14 protein-coding genes and 1 pseudogene are annotated in these 15,593 nt (G+C 43.5%); 2 read left to right on the top strand and 13 right to left on the bottom strand.

Features of this window, described 5'->3' with window-relative positions; genetic code table 11:
- Window positions 1-22 precede the first annotated feature (22 nt).
- From JCM16418_RS21430 to JCM16418_RS21390, 8 genes and pseudogenes are all read right to left on the bottom strand, one after another.
- On the bottom strand, window positions 23-1,252 hold the full coding sequence (locus tag JCM16418_RS21430) for a family 8 glycosyl hydrolase (RefSeq protein WP_036653071.1): 1,230 nt from the start codon (window positions 1,250-1,252) through the stop codon (window positions 23-25).
- A 532-nt stretch (window positions 1,253-1,784) separates the two neighbouring features.
- Complete coding sequence (locus tag JCM16418_RS21425) at window positions 1,785-2,021, bottom strand: DUF6953 family protein (RefSeq protein WP_036653068.1); 237 nt, start codon at window positions 2,019-2,021, stop codon at window positions 1,785-1,787.
- A gap of 91 nt (window positions 2,022-2,112) precedes the next feature.
- The gene (locus JCM16418_RS21420; RefSeq protein WP_036653064.1) at window positions 2,113-2,571 is read right to left on the bottom strand and encodes a DinB family protein; all 459 of its coding nucleotides are present in this window, start codon (window positions 2,569-2,571) and stop codon (window positions 2,113-2,115) included.
- Window positions 2,572-2,599: 28 nt separating this feature from the next.
- A complete protein-coding gene (locus JCM16418_RS21415; RefSeq protein WP_036653062.1) occupies window positions 2,600-3,097 on the bottom strand; it encodes a HugZ family pyridoxamine 5'-phosphate oxidase in 498 nt (165 codons plus the stop codon).
- An 18-nt stretch (window positions 3,098-3,115) separates the two neighbouring features.
- Window positions 3,116-3,913 (bottom strand): ABC transporter ATP-binding protein, encoded by a 798-nt coding sequence (locus JCM16418_RS21410; RefSeq protein WP_036653059.1) that lies wholly within the window; start codon window positions 3,911-3,913, stop codon window positions 3,116-3,118.
- Between the two features lies 1 nt (window position 3,914).
- Window positions 3,915-4,837 (bottom strand): annotated as a pseudogene (locus tag JCM16418_RS21405) (FecCD family ABC transporter permease).
- A 110-nt stretch (window positions 4,838-4,947) separates the two neighbouring features.
- Window positions 4,948-5,943 (bottom strand): ABC transporter substrate-binding protein, encoded by a 996-nt coding sequence (locus tag JCM16418_RS21400; protein WP_242403937.1) that lies wholly within the window; start codon window positions 5,941-5,943, stop codon window positions 4,948-4,950.
- A 452-nt stretch (window positions 5,944-6,395) separates the two neighbouring features.
- Window positions 6,396-6,845, bottom strand: a complete 450-nt coding sequence (locus JCM16418_RS21390; RefSeq protein WP_036653054.1) for an SRPBCC domain-containing protein — start codon at window positions 6,843-6,845, stop codon at window positions 6,396-6,398.
- A 152-nt stretch (window positions 6,846-6,997) separates the two neighbouring features.
- On the opposite strand from JCM16418_RS21390, the gene JCM16418_RS21385 reads away from it, so the two are divergent.
- Window positions 6,998-7,828, top strand: coding sequence for a DUF6597 domain-containing transcriptional factor (locus JCM16418_RS21385; RefSeq protein WP_036653051.1), 831 nt, complete (start codon window positions 6,998-7,000; stop codon window positions 7,826-7,828).
- Between the two features lie 23 nt (window positions 7,829-7,851).
- On the opposite strand, the gene JCM16418_RS21380 is transcribed toward JCM16418_RS21385, so the two are convergent.
- Both JCM16418_RS21380 and JCM16418_RS21375 read right to left on the bottom strand, forming a co-directional pair.
- Window positions 7,852-9,051 carry an MFS transporter gene (locus JCM16418_RS21380; protein ID WP_036653049.1) on the bottom strand — a complete coding sequence of 400 codons (1,200 nt, stop codon included), beginning with the start codon at window positions 9,049-9,051 and terminating at the stop codon, window positions 7,852-7,854.
- 151 nt (window positions 9,052-9,202) lie between these two features.
- Window positions 9,203-10,501 carry an alpha-glucosidase/alpha-galactosidase gene (locus JCM16418_RS21375; RefSeq protein ID WP_036653046.1) on the bottom strand — a complete coding sequence of 433 codons (1,299 nt, stop codon included), beginning with the start codon at window positions 10,499-10,501 and terminating at the stop codon, window positions 9,203-9,205.
- 204 nt (window positions 10,502-10,705) lie between these two features.
- Here JCM16418_RS21375 and JCM16418_RS21370 point away from each other — a divergent pair, with 204 nt between their 5' ends.
- Window positions 10,706-11,542 carry an AraC family transcriptional regulator gene (locus tag JCM16418_RS21370; protein WP_036653043.1) on the top strand — a complete coding sequence of 279 codons (837 nt, stop codon included), beginning with the start codon at window positions 10,706-10,708 and terminating at the stop codon, window positions 11,540-11,542.
- A 31-nt stretch (window positions 11,543-11,573) separates the two neighbouring features.
- Here JCM16418_RS21370 and JCM16418_RS21365 read toward each other — a convergent pair whose 3' ends face one another.
- From JCM16418_RS21365 to JCM16418_RS21355, 3 genes are all read right to left on the bottom strand, one after another.
- Window positions 11,574-13,220 (bottom strand): glycosyltransferase, encoded by a 1,647-nt coding sequence (locus tag JCM16418_RS21365; protein WP_036653040.1) that lies wholly within the window; start codon window positions 13,218-13,220, stop codon window positions 11,574-11,576.
- Window positions 13,221-13,373: 153 nt separating this feature from the next.
- On the bottom strand, window positions 13,374-14,222 hold the full coding sequence (locus JCM16418_RS21360) for a MurR/RpiR family transcriptional regulator (RefSeq protein ID WP_036653038.1): 849 nt from the start codon (window positions 14,220-14,222) through the stop codon (window positions 13,374-13,376).
- A 100-nt stretch (window positions 14,223-14,322) separates the two neighbouring features.
- The gene (locus JCM16418_RS21355) at window positions 14,323-15,519 is read right to left on the bottom strand and encodes an exo-beta-N-acetylmuramidase NamZ family protein (RefSeq protein WP_036653036.1); all 1,197 of its coding nucleotides are present in this window, start codon (window positions 15,517-15,519) and stop codon (window positions 14,323-14,325) included.
- Window positions 15,520-15,593: the final 74 nt, after the last annotated feature.

The following is a 15,593-nucleotide window of genomic DNA, read 5'->3' as shown; positions in this document are numbered from 1 at the left end:
TGTAACCGCTCCAAGTAGGCTCTTAATACGTCCACCAGTTACCGGACATCACGATCATGGAGAACAACTTGATACTATCTTCATAGTAGCCTTCACTTGAGCTATTCGCTGTTTTTGTCCACACAGAGTTCAGCCACGTTTGGTTCGAAGAATTCGTCATTGCACTTACGCCAAAAGGAGAATAGAAAGCACCACTGCCACCCGAACCTGTTACCGTACCGTTCAGCTTATAGCCATCTTTGACGCTACTCGGATTACTGTTTACTTTACCTTTAATCCATGTATTCAGCTGAGTTAGCTGTGGCAACGCACGATTATCACCTGTCATGAGATAGTCTGTCGTAATTCTCCAAGGGATGCGGCAAGAATTATAACCATAGTAACTGTCACTCACATCTTCAAGGAAATTGGCAGGTGCAGGTTTGTACGTAGACCCATTCAAGACAACAAAGTCAGGAAGCAAACCTGTTGTTGAACTGTAACCCGTATAAATGGAATTAATAATGGTATACGTTTTGTCGATGACGTTATTCCACTTGGTATCCCCTGTTGCTTGTTGAAATGCTTTTAGATGGTTTAGCATGAAGTCTGAGGGGCGCGTAGCTGTATCAAAAGCACCATCGGTTGCCCAGTCACCAAGGCGTAGCGTCCATTTCGACTGATTCACATCATTCTGCATGATCGCATTAATAATATTCTTAGCTGCTTGCAGATAGTTAATTGTTCCTGCACTTCCCCACTGCCGATCAGCAAGTAGAAGTGAGTAGGCAATATCCATATCACCATCCGTTGCAGAGTCTGCACCTTCAACGTTCTGGAAGCTGCTATTCTGTTTCCAAGCCATCAAATACGCATTGTTGTCGCTTGGATGAGCCTGATAATATTTATAAAGTCCATCAAAATAGGTCTGTGCACTGCTGTCATATCCAGCCATGATTACCGTAGCTAACATACCATACCCATGTGCTTCAGAAACCGTGCTTCCATCAGACTGGTACTTCACATAGTATTTGCCGGTTCCAGCAGGCTTCAGATAAGCCGCCTTCCAGCTGTCCCATTTCGTTTGAACTGAATTATCCATCGTCGTTTGAGTCACATTACTTGGCTTGATTGAACCGCTGGTGTAGGTCGTATGTTGAGGAAATGATTTATTGGGTGCTGCGAACGCCAAACCGGATGGGACCATAAGAAAAGCGAGACAGCATAACATTACAGCTTTGCTGTTAAAGCTAAACTTCTTATTTCTACTCATCAACGTACGCTCCTTTAATATCAATTTTTTGAATACTAGAAACATTCATCTCCTGACCATCCATACTCACCTGTCCGCTGATCTTTATATCCCTCCTTTATTAAATTAAAGCGCTTAAACTTAAAGCGCTTACATATATACTGTATATGATTCATAAATTTTTGTAAATCAAATTTGAAAGAATGAATCTTAAGACCTGTACTTATACAAATTTCATCAAAATTTGCATAATATTCAGTGATTGATTAAAACAAAATCGCTACACTATTTGTGAATCGCTATATATTTTTTCATTTAATTAATAGGCTCATTATCAAATTAAGAGTTATCCTATTGTTAATAAGCCGCTACGGGGTCGAAGGGTTCTTGCGATCGCTGTTAAAGTCCAATTTCTTTATAAAATGATTAGCGGTTAAAATTGGACTTTAAAGGCGACCACTGACGTTTCTCCAGAATCCCTCCGACCCTCCGCTCTATCCGCATGTCAAATCAACTGCGGATAAAAACATCATTTAAAAGGATGCAAACCACACTATGTCCAGGCCCACATAAATGCATCTCGATCCCATGCAATTCGGCCGCCGTGCAGTTTACGAAATGCTTTCTTCACTTCTTTTTCGAGTGATTCATTTCCGTTCTCGTTTACAAATACAAAATCCTTACCAAAATGAGATTTCACATATTCAATGGCAACTGTTTGATACAGTGTACCTTTAAATTTAATTTCTTCGACCATCCATTCAGCTACCTGCTGTGCTGTTACTCCCATGTATGTTCTCTCCTTCTTGTTCACAAAAAAATATCCTACCTACTCATCCAAGGTATTATACCAGAGGAAGAGCGGATAGGATAATTTGAAGCTATAGTGAAGCCTTAGCTACTTTGCGTATTAACGATATTTGGCCTGCATGTAAACCACAGTGATACAGCACGCGCCCAACCGCTTGGCGAGGGGTAGATAGTCCCATTGGAGATTTAACAGGCTCATCCCATGCCTCTACAGGCAGTTCCCGCATCGCTTCTGTTAGGAATTGATCTGCTGCTTGACTAAATGCCAGATTCTCCTCAAGCGTACCGAATGAATCTCCATCCTTCTCAGGGCCATTCGTAATAAAAGTAACGTCCTCCGGTTTGCTTTTATTAAAAAACCATTCCGCGAACATATACTCTACCTCAGCATTATGGCGAACCATGAAACCAATCGAGGATGTATTGGATGAGAGCTTAAGCGTAAAATCTTCTTCTGTTAAACTCTGAGCAGATTTCTGGAAACTGTCCCGCGCCGTTCTATAGATCGGGTAAACCGATTCAAATGACATCAGACTTGCCCCTCTTCATGTTATTTTATTATTTAGACTTCTTATCAATGACAACATGCTCAAACCGGTCACCGGAAAGATTCACATCAAATGCCTGACCAAATCCAATGACATAACGGCCTTCAAATGGCGTAAGCTCGAATAATGAAAAATCGAGTCCGCGCAGCATCGTCATCATCTTCTCGCCAAATTTCACATTAAACAGCTCAAACACGTCTTCATTGCCTTCGTTGCCCAAATTGGTAGAGGAGCAAACCCAGCGAGCACGTTCACGCGCAAAGGTGTTCGGTGTTGCCGTCTCATCGGCAATCAGCATGACATTAATACGCTCATTATTCTCCACATACCGGTAATGATCAGAAATTTGGCTGATGTAGATATATAGTTTCTCATCCTTTTTCACAAATGGCGCGTAGCTGATAAAAGGAGTGCCTTGATCATCAATTGTGCTGATAATCAGCGTCTTTCGTTCTTCCATAAACTCTACATACTGCTTCTTTACCTTTTCTGTATCGATTGGTTTCAATGTAAATACCTCCAAGTGTTAGTGAGCAGCAACGAGCTGCGTAGCTTTCTTAATCGGGTGAATGCGCGGATATGTATGATTATCCACATATTGAACCTCTGCTTCCACACCGTATACATCACGAATCATACCCTCTGTTAGTACATCACTCGGTGTACCCGTGAAGGCCAAATTACCCTTTTGGATTACACAGATACTATCGCTATATGCACTCGCTTGATTGAGATCATGCAGCACCATAACGACGGTAATCCCAAGCTCCTTATTAACAGACTTCACCAGTTCGAGCACTTCTAGCTGGTGGGCAATGTCTAGGTAGGTGGTTGGTTCATCGAGTAAAAGCACCTTCGGCCGCTGGGCCAGTGCCATGGCGATCCATGCCCGCTGCGCTTCTCCTCCAGAGAGGGAAATCACCAGTCTTTTACGAAAATCATGTAGACCTGTCTTTTCTATCGCCCAATCCACGATCTCATAATCATCGGCAGTTAAACGTTCATACCACTTCTTGTGAGGGAATCGCCCGTAAGATACGAGCTCCTCTACCGTCATATCAGCTGGCGTCTGATTCGATTGACATAAAATGCACATCAACTGGGATATTTGTTTATTTTGCATGGATTGAAGCTCTTGTCCGGCAATGCATACACGACCGCTTTCACAAGGAATAAGCCTAGAGATGCCCTTCAGCAAGGTCGATTTTCCGGAGCCGTTAGGCCCGATAATGGAGACAATTTCACCCTCCCGAACGTGAAGATTAAATTCATTCACAATCTGCTTCCCGTCATAGCTAATCGTTAAGGCTTCAGCTTCCAGCATGTTAAATATCACCTTTTCTCATCAAGTATAGAAAATAGGGTCCGCCTACAATGGCCATGACAATCCCAGCGGGGATATCCAGTGGCGCAAAGAACGTTCTCCCTGCAGTATCAGCAATAAGTAGTACAATCGCACCAAGTCCAATGCTCATTGGCAGCATCTTACGATAATCAGAACCGACCATCATCCGTGCCATATGCGGAACAACAAGACCCACAAAACCAATCATACCCACCGTCGAAACGGAAACAGCTGCCAAGAAGACAGCAATAAATGACAAAATAATCCGAATTCGATTCAAATTCTGACCTAGGTTAAGTGCTGCTTGCTCCCCAAGACGCAAAATATTAGCTTGCCGGATACAGAACAGAGCTGCAATCCATCCAATAATGGAATAAGGGAGAATGACACCTACATCCCCTATGCCCTTACCGGACATACTGCCGTTTAGCCACTGCAATGCACCCGGAAGCTTATCGCTGTACAAGATCGACATCAGCCCAATGACCCCACCAAATATGGAGTTTACCGCCACACCTGATAAAATAACTCGAAGCGGAGCAATCCCTCGCCTTTTCCAAGCTAATGCATACACCATAGCTGCCGCAACGCCACCACCAATGATGGCTGCTAGCGGAATAAAGGAAGAGTAATTAGGCACAACCAGCAGAATGAACAGCACCGATACCGATGCCCCACTGGAAACCCGGTAAGTCCGGGGTCAGCCAATGGATTATGCATAACTGCTTGTAGTAATGCGCCTGATATGGCCAGATTAGCGCCTATGATGACGGCTAGTAGCACTCTCGGAATACGAATATCCCATAGGATGGTGTCTGACACTTCACCGCCCCGACCTGTCAGTGCCGTAATGATCTCAACGGGTGAAAATCGTACACTTCCGAGCCCGATGGATAATACCATGACGACGGCAAGTAGGATAAATGTAATTCCAATGGTGAATCGCTTCGTCTTCTTAGGTTCTAACACTTGCCTTCCTCCAGTTCAGTTCAACGAACATGATGTCATTTTTATTATGGATATAAAAGACCTAACATTTCTTTGTATGCATCCGATGCTTTGACAACAGACGCTACACCAAAGAGATTATAATCGAGTGCTTGCACACGCTTATTCTTAAAGGCGTTTAGCTTATCCCAAGCACCATTCTTCTTCACGTCTGCTTCAAATTGCTTGATAGCAGCATCTGGATCACCATGGGATACGAGTAAAATCACGTCTGGATTTGCTGTAACTACATTCTCCATATTAAGAGGAAGATACGTTTCTTCTGATTTCAATACATCCGTAACCACATTCGATGCACCTAGCTTCTTAGCAATACTACCAGCGAATGTATTCTCATTCATCATCATAAAGGATTCTGCAGAACCAAACAATATCATAACTTTTGGAGCCGTCTTCCCTTTCGCTTGACTCACAGCATCACTCTCTTGTTTCTCAAGCTCTGCAATGAAATCATTCGCTTTCTGTTCCTGCTTAAACACTCGGCTAAGAACAATGGTGGAAGTCTTCAATTCTTCTAATGAATCTGAAGGTACATAAGCCGTTTTCAGTGAAGCTGGTTTGAACTGTTTCTCTAAGCTATCCTTAATAGATTCAGGTCCGATGACTACGTCAGGTTGTAGCTTCGTTACTTGCTCGATATCCGGTTTAAGAGCCGATCCAATTTTAGGAATATCTTTAAAGCTCTCCGGCAAAGCAACTGTCGATGTTGGAACTCCTACAGGCTTAACATCAAGAACATCTAAAATTTCTGCAATTGCTACAGAAGCTACGGCTACTTTAGCTGGTGTTTCTTTAAACTGACCCTGAAGCTCAGCCGCCTTTGTTTCATCTATTTTAAAGGTTGTTGAGTCCGTCTTAACAGGCTCAGCTTCCTTCGTAGTTGTACTTCCTTGAGAATCTGTTGTTGATGCCGATTTAGTCTCGTTGCTGCATCCTACCGTTGCAACTAACAAAATAAGACCTACATATAAACCCCACTTGCGAGATACTGCCTTCATCATTGGTGCTCCCCCTAATGTCTAATTGAAATTGATTCTCACTATCACATGTAAACCATAGTAACATGCGCCCAGCCTGAATACAATACTAATTGAGAAATATTATCATTATCAATTATGGTTATAGTGAAAATTGAAAATCTCTCTTTCAAGCTCATACGTTTCTGCTCCAAGAGAGTAGCAAATTATGATATAAATCCCTTCAATAAGTAGTGATTTCATATTTCGCCATCTTTAATATAGAAGAAAATGATATTATTGTTATTAAATAACTCATGGGAAGGAATGAATATGTATCGAAACTCATAACAGCCTTCTTTCTATCCTCCTTAAGTGCTTCTATGCTTTGATCAGGTTCACTACCATATAACGTAAAAAATGCACCGATGTCGGTGCATTTCTCTAAGATTAAAGTGAATGTGGAGCGAGCAGAAGATTTAACTACATCTACTTTTCTACCAACCAAAATCTAATATCTTCCCCGTCTCAGCCAGCGTCTTAATATTGCTAAGGATCATCCACCAGTTCTGTTTAGTGCTTTCTATGGAAGGATGATTCTCAGACCACTGATCATTTATAAGCGTCAGCTTCGTGCAATCGCCAACGACCTCAAGCTTCATCGTAAGTCTTGACTCCAGTTCTTCATGATTCTGATGATATGAAGGACCTGGGTGTTCCAAAAAGCTCAGTAATTCTTGTTCTTTGTACTTCAGAATCTTCCCATAGACCTGAACTGTCTCGTCCCCGTCATTACCTGGCCCCACATATTGAAAAGGAGCTCCTTCTTCAAATGTCGAATCAAGAATAGATCCAAAAAATATCTGGCGTGTTCCCTCAGGTGTCACTAAGATATCCCACACTCGCTTTGGTGTTGCACCAATATAAAATTCATACTTCAGTTCCATCCATATTCGCTCCTTATCATGTTTCACTTGTCTCACTTCACTGTTTACAACGCTTTTCCTAGCGTCATATGACTTATTATATAAATCACTTTCATGCAAGTATTGTAAAAACGCGACAATAATTAAAGTATTAAGGTAAGGAGCACGAGTCAATGAATCCACATGTTCATAAACCTAGTATGGGTGTGCTAAATCTACAGCATGGTCAGAGAAAATTTGATCTTGCCCGGCACCTACCCTCTCCAGATTTGCAGCCTTTCGTGAAGCATTTCTGGATTGTAAGCTGGGATCTAGCACCAAATGAGACTTTTACTCAAGAGCTTGTTCCCAATCCTTGCATCAACCTCATTGTAGAACGAGGACGGACAGCCATTTCTGGGGTCGCTAAGCAAAAATCTGCTCATGCGCTTGAAGGCCGCGGATTCATATTTGGGGCAAAATTTAAACCAGGTGGATTTTATCCCTTTGTGCAATGGCCTGTTTCACAGATCACTAGTCAATCCATTCATCCTACAGATGTCTTGGGTATAGATGCGGAATTCTTGGAGGCAGTGATCTTCGCTCAGCCAAACGTCGACTCTATTATCAAGTATACGGAGTCTATTCTCCGATTTAAATTACCTGAACCTGATTCAATCGTAGCCCAGCTCCAGCCGTGGATGGAGCGTATTGAACATGATCGAGAAATTACCAAAGTCGAGCATATTTGCGAGTTTACAGGACTTCATCAAAGAGCATTACAGCGGCTTTTCAATCAATATATTGGTGTGCATCCCAAGTGGGTAATAAAGCTCTACCGTATCCAGAACGCAGCTGAAACACTTGATTACAATCACTATCACGACCTTGCTTCGCTATCGACAGAACTAGGGTATTATGACCAATCGCATTTCAGTCGCGACTTTAAATCGATTGTTGGTATTACACCAGAAGAGTATGTGAAGCAACAGTATTCAAAAAAAGCACCGAGCAGCAGTCAATAAACTGCCATCTCGGTGCTTTTCAATTATAGAGTGCCCTTCTTCCGCTCTAGACTATAAGCAAGAATACCAATGATGAGTGCTGCTGCGACGAGGATGGCCCCAACCCATGGAAGGGATGATAGCCCCATTTGTGTAATGACCCAGCCGCCAATGAATGCTCCGGATGCATTGCCCAAGTTCCCCGCTGAGTGACTTGAAGTAGACGCTAGTGCAGGTGCTGCTGTAGCTAAGCTCATGATCCGCACTTGCAGGCCAGGCATAACGGCAAAGGATGCGGCTCCCCATAAGAAAATAGTGATGACTGCCGCTATCGGACTGCGAACCGTGAAGGTAAAGATAGCAAGGAGAACACACACCGTCAGAAAAGCGCCCAATATGGAGGGCATAAGCTTCCAGTCTGCCAGCTTCCCGCCGACGATATTTCCTATCGTTACACCGAAGCCAAATATAACAAGAATCCAAGTGACACTATGTTCAGTAAACCCTGTAATTTGTTCAAGTAACGGAGCGATATAAGTGAAGACAGTGAACAGACTCGCATTACCCAATACGCAGATCAAAAGCATGACTAGCAGCCTTGGATGAATCAGAGCAGCGAACTGCTGTACGATACTAGCAGGTTTGGTTTTACCAATCTTCGGAATAAATATAATAATTCCTATTAATGCTACCAAGCCCATAATCATAATCGCACCAAAGGAAGCCCTCCAGCCGAAATTCTGTCCAATAAAGGTCCCCAAAGGTACACCAAGAATGTTCGCAATCGTTAAGCCAGCCATCATGATCGATACGGCGCCTGCACGTTTTTCTGGTCGTACCAGATTGGAGGCGATCACCGCTCCTACACCAAAGAACGTACCATGTGTTAAAGATGTAAGAATGCGCGCTACCATTAAAACTTCATAGGTAGGAGCAATAACGGAGAGTCCATTACCTAGAATAAATAGAACCATGAGCAGACAAAGAAGCATTTTTTGTGGAAGCTTGTGGGTTAGCACAGTGAGGATTGGAGCCCCAATAGCTACTCCCATTGCATAGCTCGTAATCAATTGCCCTGCTGTTGAGATGCTTACATGTAGATCATCTGCAACATTGGGAAGTAGACCCATAATAACAAATTCGGTCATCCCAATGGCAAAGGAGCCTACAGTCAGAGATAAGATCGATATGGGAAACGGTTCTTTAACCCTTGTTTTCTTGTGAATAGATGGTGATGAGTTCATGTGGTGTTGTTCAACCTTTCTTCTGTCAGCAAATACATAGCCTATCTATTATTCAGTAGAATCTAAACATTATCAAGCCAAAATGATAAAAAAGGATAACCTTATTGGGTCATCCTTTTCTTACCACCAGCCAAAAAGCTCATGCTACATATTATTCAAATGTCGGAAGCCATTTGCCATGCGCTTCGATCATATCATCACATAAAGCGTAAATATCTTCGATAGACAGCTCAGCTGAGGTATGCGGATCTAGCATAGCCGCGTGATAAATATGCTCTTTTTTACCCGTAATGGCCGCTTCAATCGTTAATAGCTGCGTATTGATATTCGTACGATTGAGTCCAGCTAGCTGCGGCGGAAGATCACCTACAAATGTTGGCGTTACACCCGATGAATCTACAAGACAAGGCACTTCTACGCAAGCTTCTCTAGGCAGATTCGTAATAAGACCGGTGTTCATGACATTACCGCCTATTTTGAACGGTACATTTGTCTCCATCGCCTCAATAATATACGATGCATATTCCTTAGACCGAGTGTGCTCAATGCTCTCACTTGCGAACAGCTTCTCCTTCATCTCTTTCCAGCTTTCGATCTGATGGACGCAGCGGCGCGGATACTCATCTAGCGGAATGTTATATTGCTCGATTAATTCAGGATAGTTACGTTTGATGAAATAAGGATGGTATTCCGCATTGTGCTCGGAAGACTCCGTTACATAATAACCAAAGCGAAGCATCAGCTCAAAACGCACCATATCATGATGCTTCTCTTTTTGTTTCTCGGCCGCCCGCCGCTTGATCTCCGGATACAGGTCAACTCCGTCTTTCTTCACTTCAAGCAACCACGCCATGTGATTGATCCCAGCTATCTTGGATTCCACCCCTGTCTGATCCATGTCAAGCGCATTGAACAGCTCCGAAACACAGTGCTGCACACTGTGGCAAAGTCCCACTGTTTTGATACTACCGACGGTGTTCATTACATTCGTCAGAACCGCCATTGGATTGGTATAGTTCAAGAACCATGCGTCTGGGCACACTTCCTTCATATCCTCGGCAAATTCAAGCATGACTGGAATCGTGCGCAAGTTGCGGAATATCCCGCCAATGCCGAGCGAGTCAGCAATCGTTTGACGTAATCCATATGTCTTCGGAATTTCGAAATCGGTAATCGTACAAGGATCGTACCCGCCTACTTGGATCGCGTTAATCACATATTTAGCGCCTTTTAACGCTTCTTTGCGATCGGTATAGGCTTTGATCACGCAAGTGCTACCTAGCGTTTCTTTAATACTATTTAATAGTCTTTCTGAATCAGCAAGACGCTCTGGATCAATATCGAAGAGGGCTAGTTCGAAGGATTGAAGTGCAGGCGTGGACATGACATCCCCAAGGACATTTTTGACAAAAACAGTGCTACCTGCACCGATAAATGTAATTTTAGACATAAGCGAAATCGCCTCCATTAGAATAGATTGTACGTAATCAAGATCTACCCTAACTATAATGACGAACGCCTTCCAAGAACATAGATTAAATCATGTATAACATGTCATAATCCCATATATGTAGTTGTTTATAGCTTAATTAAGACTATTTTACATGTTATAATGTTATGAATTATTAGCGATGTTGAAGAAAGGGGCTATTGCATGTCGCCTATTCAAGTGAGTTACACCATTCCAGCACTTCAGGGGGGTCATCTGGATCTACATTTGCAGTTCTTTGGTAAGGAAGAGTGTCTACCATGCCATTCCTGGGGGCCGGGACTACGCGACAGCTATATTCTTCATTTCATCCACAGTGGTAAAGGGACCTTTTTTCTAAATGGACAACCCTGCGTACGAAGTGCTGGCCAAGGATTTGTGATTTTTCCTGATACGCTTGTGCATTACGAAGCCGATGCCTCTGATCCTTGGACGTATTCATGGGTTGGTTTTCGTGGCCTGCTCGCCAAATCGCTTCTGTACCGTGCGTCGCTGTCTGCGGCTCATCCTTTATATGAGGCTAGTGATAGTGAAATAATGACGAGCTTCTTTAGGGAACTGGCAGAGAGTTATGATCAGCCTCATGCTGATGTACTCAGTCAGGGTATTCTGTACCGAACAATAGCTGAACTCATTCGATGCTCACCAGCCTCTTCAGAGAAGACAACATCCACATTCAGTAAAGAAGCGTATCTCTCACAGGCAACTGATTTTATTGAGAATAACTTTAGTCAGAAAATTTCCGTACTGGAAATTGCTCGCTCAGTTGGCCTGAACCGAACCTACCTCTCTGGTTTATTCAAGTCTCAATATGGTGTTTCCTTACAACGATTTCTGCTAGAATACCGTATGAATCGTGCAGCCTCCCTGTTAAAAGAGCCCGAGCTTTCAGTAAGCGATATCGCCCGATCCGTCGGATACACTGATCCTTTTTTATTCTCCAAAATGTTCAAAGAGGTCATGGGTGTTTCTCCACGGTTTTATAAAGAAAACCGTAAATGAATTCGCGAGGAGAGGGTGCACTATGCCTCGTTTAATCGTCTACTTCTTTCCATTCCACTACATTTGGATGCTCATCCAGAATGGAATCATATTGTTCTTTCCATCCATATCGACCTTCAGGATCCAATTGCATGTACCGGAGCTGCTTTTCCATACGGTGTACTACATTTGCCCAGCCCAAATGTTTCAGTCTCAAAGGTGAAAGTACATGTGGCAACTCAAATATATTGGCTGGTAATCGTCCGCAGTGTTGAGGTGTTTCTTTCCACTGATACTCAAAATCCTCCCTATAACGAATCAGAAATGGCCGATAATGAAGATGGGACTGCCAGAATGCATCCTCTCTATAATGGGTCCGATCCCAGAAATCATAGAGCCGGAAACAGAATACATCTACGTCAGTGCGGTTCAACATCGCATCAATATCTTCTGCAAAACGGTTCTCGAAGATTTCATCAGCATCCAAATTGAGAATCCATTCTGGTTGAACCTCCAGCGTTTCCCTCCACTGCTGCTTTCGCAGCTCTACTTCATTATGAAACCGAGACTCGCCATTGCGAATAAGCCGAACTGGAACACTTCGTAGAGCATGCAAACATACTTCTAAGGTATTATCACTACTACCATCGTCAATAATGACAGCTTGATCTATATAAGCAACATGCGCTTCAAGCGCCTCCCGTAAATAACGATCTGCTTCGTTCTTAACCACCATCGACAAGGTGAGTGAAGGGCGTTTTCTTGCAGGCCGTGGTTTCTCAGGTTGGATGATCGTGACATGTGTCTCTGGTGAAACAACCGTTAGAGGAGCCTCATTGTCGATATCCTGTGCACCCAAGGTTGATGTCAGATTACTCTTTAGGCCTGATGTATTCTGCAAAAACTGATCTGCTCCAGCAAGATCCGTAGCTCTATAAATATGGTAGGCAGGATAGTGCGTATCGACAAATAGGGGTATATCCAGCGCAGCCGCTCGAATGCAGAAATGACGATCCTCGCCCCAAAAGGATAAATTGTGCATGAATCTGAAATTGACACCTTTAAGTAGCGCCTCCCGACTGATCAATGTACACGCGCCCAGACCTCCTACTTCATACAAACCCGGCTCCCACATTCGATTAATAAACTGCTCATATCTCTCTAAAATCTGCGCATCATCCAGCTGTTCTCCAGGCCGCTGCTCCCACTGCGTATATTGATCCCTGAGCCAGACCTGGGGCTGCGGAGCTGAGTCCGGTTGCCAACGTGTCCAGAAGATTTCAGATACGATTCCTTTTTGTGCTGCCACAAGATGCTGTAGCGTTTGAGGATGTATCAATACATCCGAGTCGATAAGAAATAAGTAATCGCATTCCAGAGTCAAGGCATGTTGGATCATCATATTCTTGAACTCCGCTACCCTCCAGATCAAGGCATCGTTCCAGTAGTGAGTCGTTTCATTACGTATATATGTATCCTGCCTTCCAGCATCTTGAATAAGGGCACGTTCACCCATAGATTCTCCAAAAGCTATAAGCAACTCGCTGGCACGAGGATCATTGTTGTCATTCACAAAAAAATAGGAAAGCTCAAGCCCCTCCAGCTGTAATTGACGGAGGGAGGTTAAAAACTTCTCCAACACTTCGTAATCCTGACGAATTGGACTTCCAATTAAAATATGCTGCACTTGACCACTCATGAATGGCACCCTCCCATGGTAACCCGGATTCAAGCTATCTTTCACTATATATTCCAGCTCAGGGCGTTCCATGCATAACAAACAGTCCCCTTTTGGCAAGCTGTTAGCTGCTCTTTAAAAGGGGACTGCCTTTGTAGAACGTTCCTAAAATACTTAGCGGCCTGTCATCCGGTTAATAATATCACGGCTTTTCTCCAGATACAGTACGGATTTATCATACTCTCGACTGGCAACAGCCAGATAGAGGATGTCAATTACGTTAAGCTGAGTCATACGTGACGACATCGCGCCGCTACGAATCGCATTCTCCGTTGAGGAAGTGTATAGCGGATAATCGGCATTCGATGCCACGGAATTATTCCCATACTTGGTGATCGAGATCGTCTTTGCTCCGCAAAGCCTTGCTTCCTTAAGGCATTCAATAACATGACTTGTCTCACCAGAATAGGACACCCCAACTGCCACATCATCCCGGCTAAGCATAACAGCAGACGAAAGCTCAAGATGCGGATCTGTAAACGAATGGCTTGTCTTATTAATACGCAGAAATTTATGCTGGGCATCCTGCGCAATCAAATTGGAAGCGCCTAGACCATAGAAATAGATTCTCTTTGCCTTACTAAGCGCATCTACTGCCCGCTCTACCGTATCTGGGTCAAGAATTGTCACTGTATCTCGAATCGATTGAATATTATTTGCAGAGACTGTGTTAATAATTCTCTCAATGGAGTCGTTAGAACGAATCTCCCGGTATTCATAACGTTCTTCATTCTGATTCAAATCACCGGCAACCTTCAGTTTAAGCTCCGAATATCCCTTAATGCCCATCGACTTACATAAACGAATGATTGCGGCCTGACTACCACCACTTTCACCAGATAATTGTGCCACAGACATCTCAAGTACTCGATGCGGATAGCTAATAATATATTCAGCCACCTTACGTTCAGATGGTGTAATATCGTCGAGAATTTCACGCAATCTGACTAATCCACCATTCATATGCTCTCTCCTTTACTCGTGAATTAACATTCTCACTTATCTCAAGTTTCATATGCTTCGTTCGGATTGTCAAATATGAACTCTGGCTTCAGCCTCGGCTTTATAAGACATGACTGTTTCTCTGCTCTGCTTCGTATATGAGATACGGTTTGCGTATTTCTTCCCATAGCTGGTGTGTCTGTTCCCAATCTTGCAAAATACTATTGAGTCCACCATCTTTATGAAGTGTAAGACGCATCTTGTCACTGCCAGTGAGTGAATCAATAAAGCATAGTAAACCTTCCTTAAATGGAGGAAGCCATTCGAACTCTTCTGGATGAAGTTTTTGAATCGTCGATAATAAGTGCAATCCCGCGATGGCAGATTGGTATACCTTTCGGTCCGTAACGAAGGTCATCACACCGTGACATAGGTCTCCCTGATGTTTGGAGAAGGTTGGTGTGAACGTAACGGGATGAAACCAGGCTCCTGGCAAATGAAGGCTATTGAGCTCATTACATGTTTCCTCTGCTTTTAGCCATGGGGCTCCGACTTGTTCAAACGGTTTCGTCGTTCCCCGACCTTCTGATAGGTTCGTTCCTTCAATTAAGCAATGTCCAGCATAGATCCGTACCGTATCCATGCTTGGCATGTTTGGGGATGGAGGAAGCCAAGGAAGCTTAGTATCCGTATATTCCATATCACGGGTCCACCCTTCCATACGTACCACCTTAACTTCACAGGAAGTCTCCATCTGATCTCTAACAAGGAGGGCAAATTCACCAATGGTTAGCCCAGTGCGTGCTGGCATAATCCATGCACCTACCATGGACTGATAACCGTCTTGGAGTAAGCCACCTTCCCACTGTAACCCCCCTAGTGGATTCGGACGGTCCAGTACAATCACTCGCACCCCAAATTTGGCGCAGGCTTCCATCATATATACCAGTGTGCTCAGGTATGTATAGAACCTTACACCTAAGTCTTGAATATCAAATACGACAGCGTCCAGTCCAGTCAACATCGCCTCCGTCGGTCTCTTCGTTTCTCCATATAAACTATACACCGGGATTCCTAGATCCGGGTCTGTTTCATCACCAAAACGCACACCTGCCTGGCGCTCTCCACGTATACCGTGTTCACATGCGAATAAGGCGGTTAGCTTTGCACCCTCTAGTGAAGCACACACTTTAATCGTCGACTCAAACTGACTATTCACTCCTGTTGGATTCGTTAATAAACCAAATGTACGGCCTTGAAGTAGTTCCGTTGCCACCTCTTTAAATCGATCTGAACCCGTCTTCACCTTGATATTCATATAAATTCCCTCCTTCATTAAATCCATAATTTTATGTATATATCCTATGTATATATCCGTAACCGCGTTATGAT

Origin of the sequence: Paenibacillus pini JCM 16418, assembly GCF_000576305.1 — a bacterium.
In the GTDB taxonomy this organism is placed as follows: Bacteria; Bacillota; Bacilli; order Paenibacillales; family Paenibacillaceae; genus Paenibacillus_AQ; species Paenibacillus_AQ pini.
This window is presented reverse-complemented; position numbering and strand designations above follow the sequence as displayed.

Excerpts from the sequence above, each read along its gene's own strand:
- JCM16418_RS21420 (WP_036653064.1), bottom strand. The coding sequence starts at position 2,571 with ATGTCATTTGAATCGGTTTACCCGATCTATAGAACGGCGCGGGACAGT.
- JCM16418_RS21425 (WP_036653068.1), bottom strand. The coding sequence starts at position 2,021 with ATGGGAGTAACAGCACAGCAGGTAGCTGAATGGATGGTCGAAGAAATT.
- JCM16418_RS21390 (WP_036653054.1), bottom strand. The coding sequence starts at position 6,845 with ATGGAACTGAAGTATGAATTTTATATTGGTGCAACACCAAAGCGAGTG.
- JCM16418_RS21430 (WP_036653071.1), bottom strand. The coding sequence starts at position 1,252 with ATGAGTAGAAATAAGAAGTTTAGCTTTAACAGCAAAGCTGTAATGTTA.
- JCM16418_RS21400 (WP_242403937.1), bottom strand. The coding sequence starts at position 5,943 with ATGATGAAGGCAGTATCTCGCAAGTGGGGTTTATATGTAGGTCTTATT.
- JCM16418_RS21370 (WP_036653043.1), top strand. The coding sequence starts at position 10,706 with ATGTCGCCTATTCAAGTGAGTTACACCATTCCAGCACTTCAGGGGGGT.
- JCM16418_RS21375 (WP_036653046.1), bottom strand. The coding sequence starts at position 10,501 with ATGTCTAAAATTACATTTATCGGTGCAGGTAGCACTGTTTTTGTCAAA.
- JCM16418_RS21360 (WP_036653038.1), bottom strand. The coding sequence starts at position 14,222 with ATGAATGGTGGATTAGTCAGATTGCGTGAAATTCTCGACGATATTACA.
- JCM16418_RS21365 (WP_036653040.1), bottom strand. The coding sequence starts at position 13,220 with ATGAGTGGTCAAGTGCAGCATATTTTAATTGGAAGTCCAATTCGTCAG.
- JCM16418_RS21385 (WP_036653051.1), top strand. The coding sequence starts at position 6,998 with ATGAATCCACATGTTCATAAACCTAGTATGGGTGTGCTAAATCTACAG.
- JCM16418_RS21410 (WP_036653059.1), bottom strand. The coding sequence starts at position 3,913 with ATGCTGGAAGCTGAAGCCTTAACGATTAGCTATGACGGGAAGCAGATT.
- JCM16418_RS21355 (WP_036653036.1), bottom strand. The coding sequence starts at position 15,519 with ATGAATATCAAGGTGAAGACGGGTTCAGATCGATTTAAAGAGGTGGCA.
- JCM16418_RS21380 (WP_036653049.1), bottom strand. The coding sequence starts at position 9,051 with ATGAACTCATCACCATCTATTCACAAGAAAACAAGGGTTAAAGAACCG.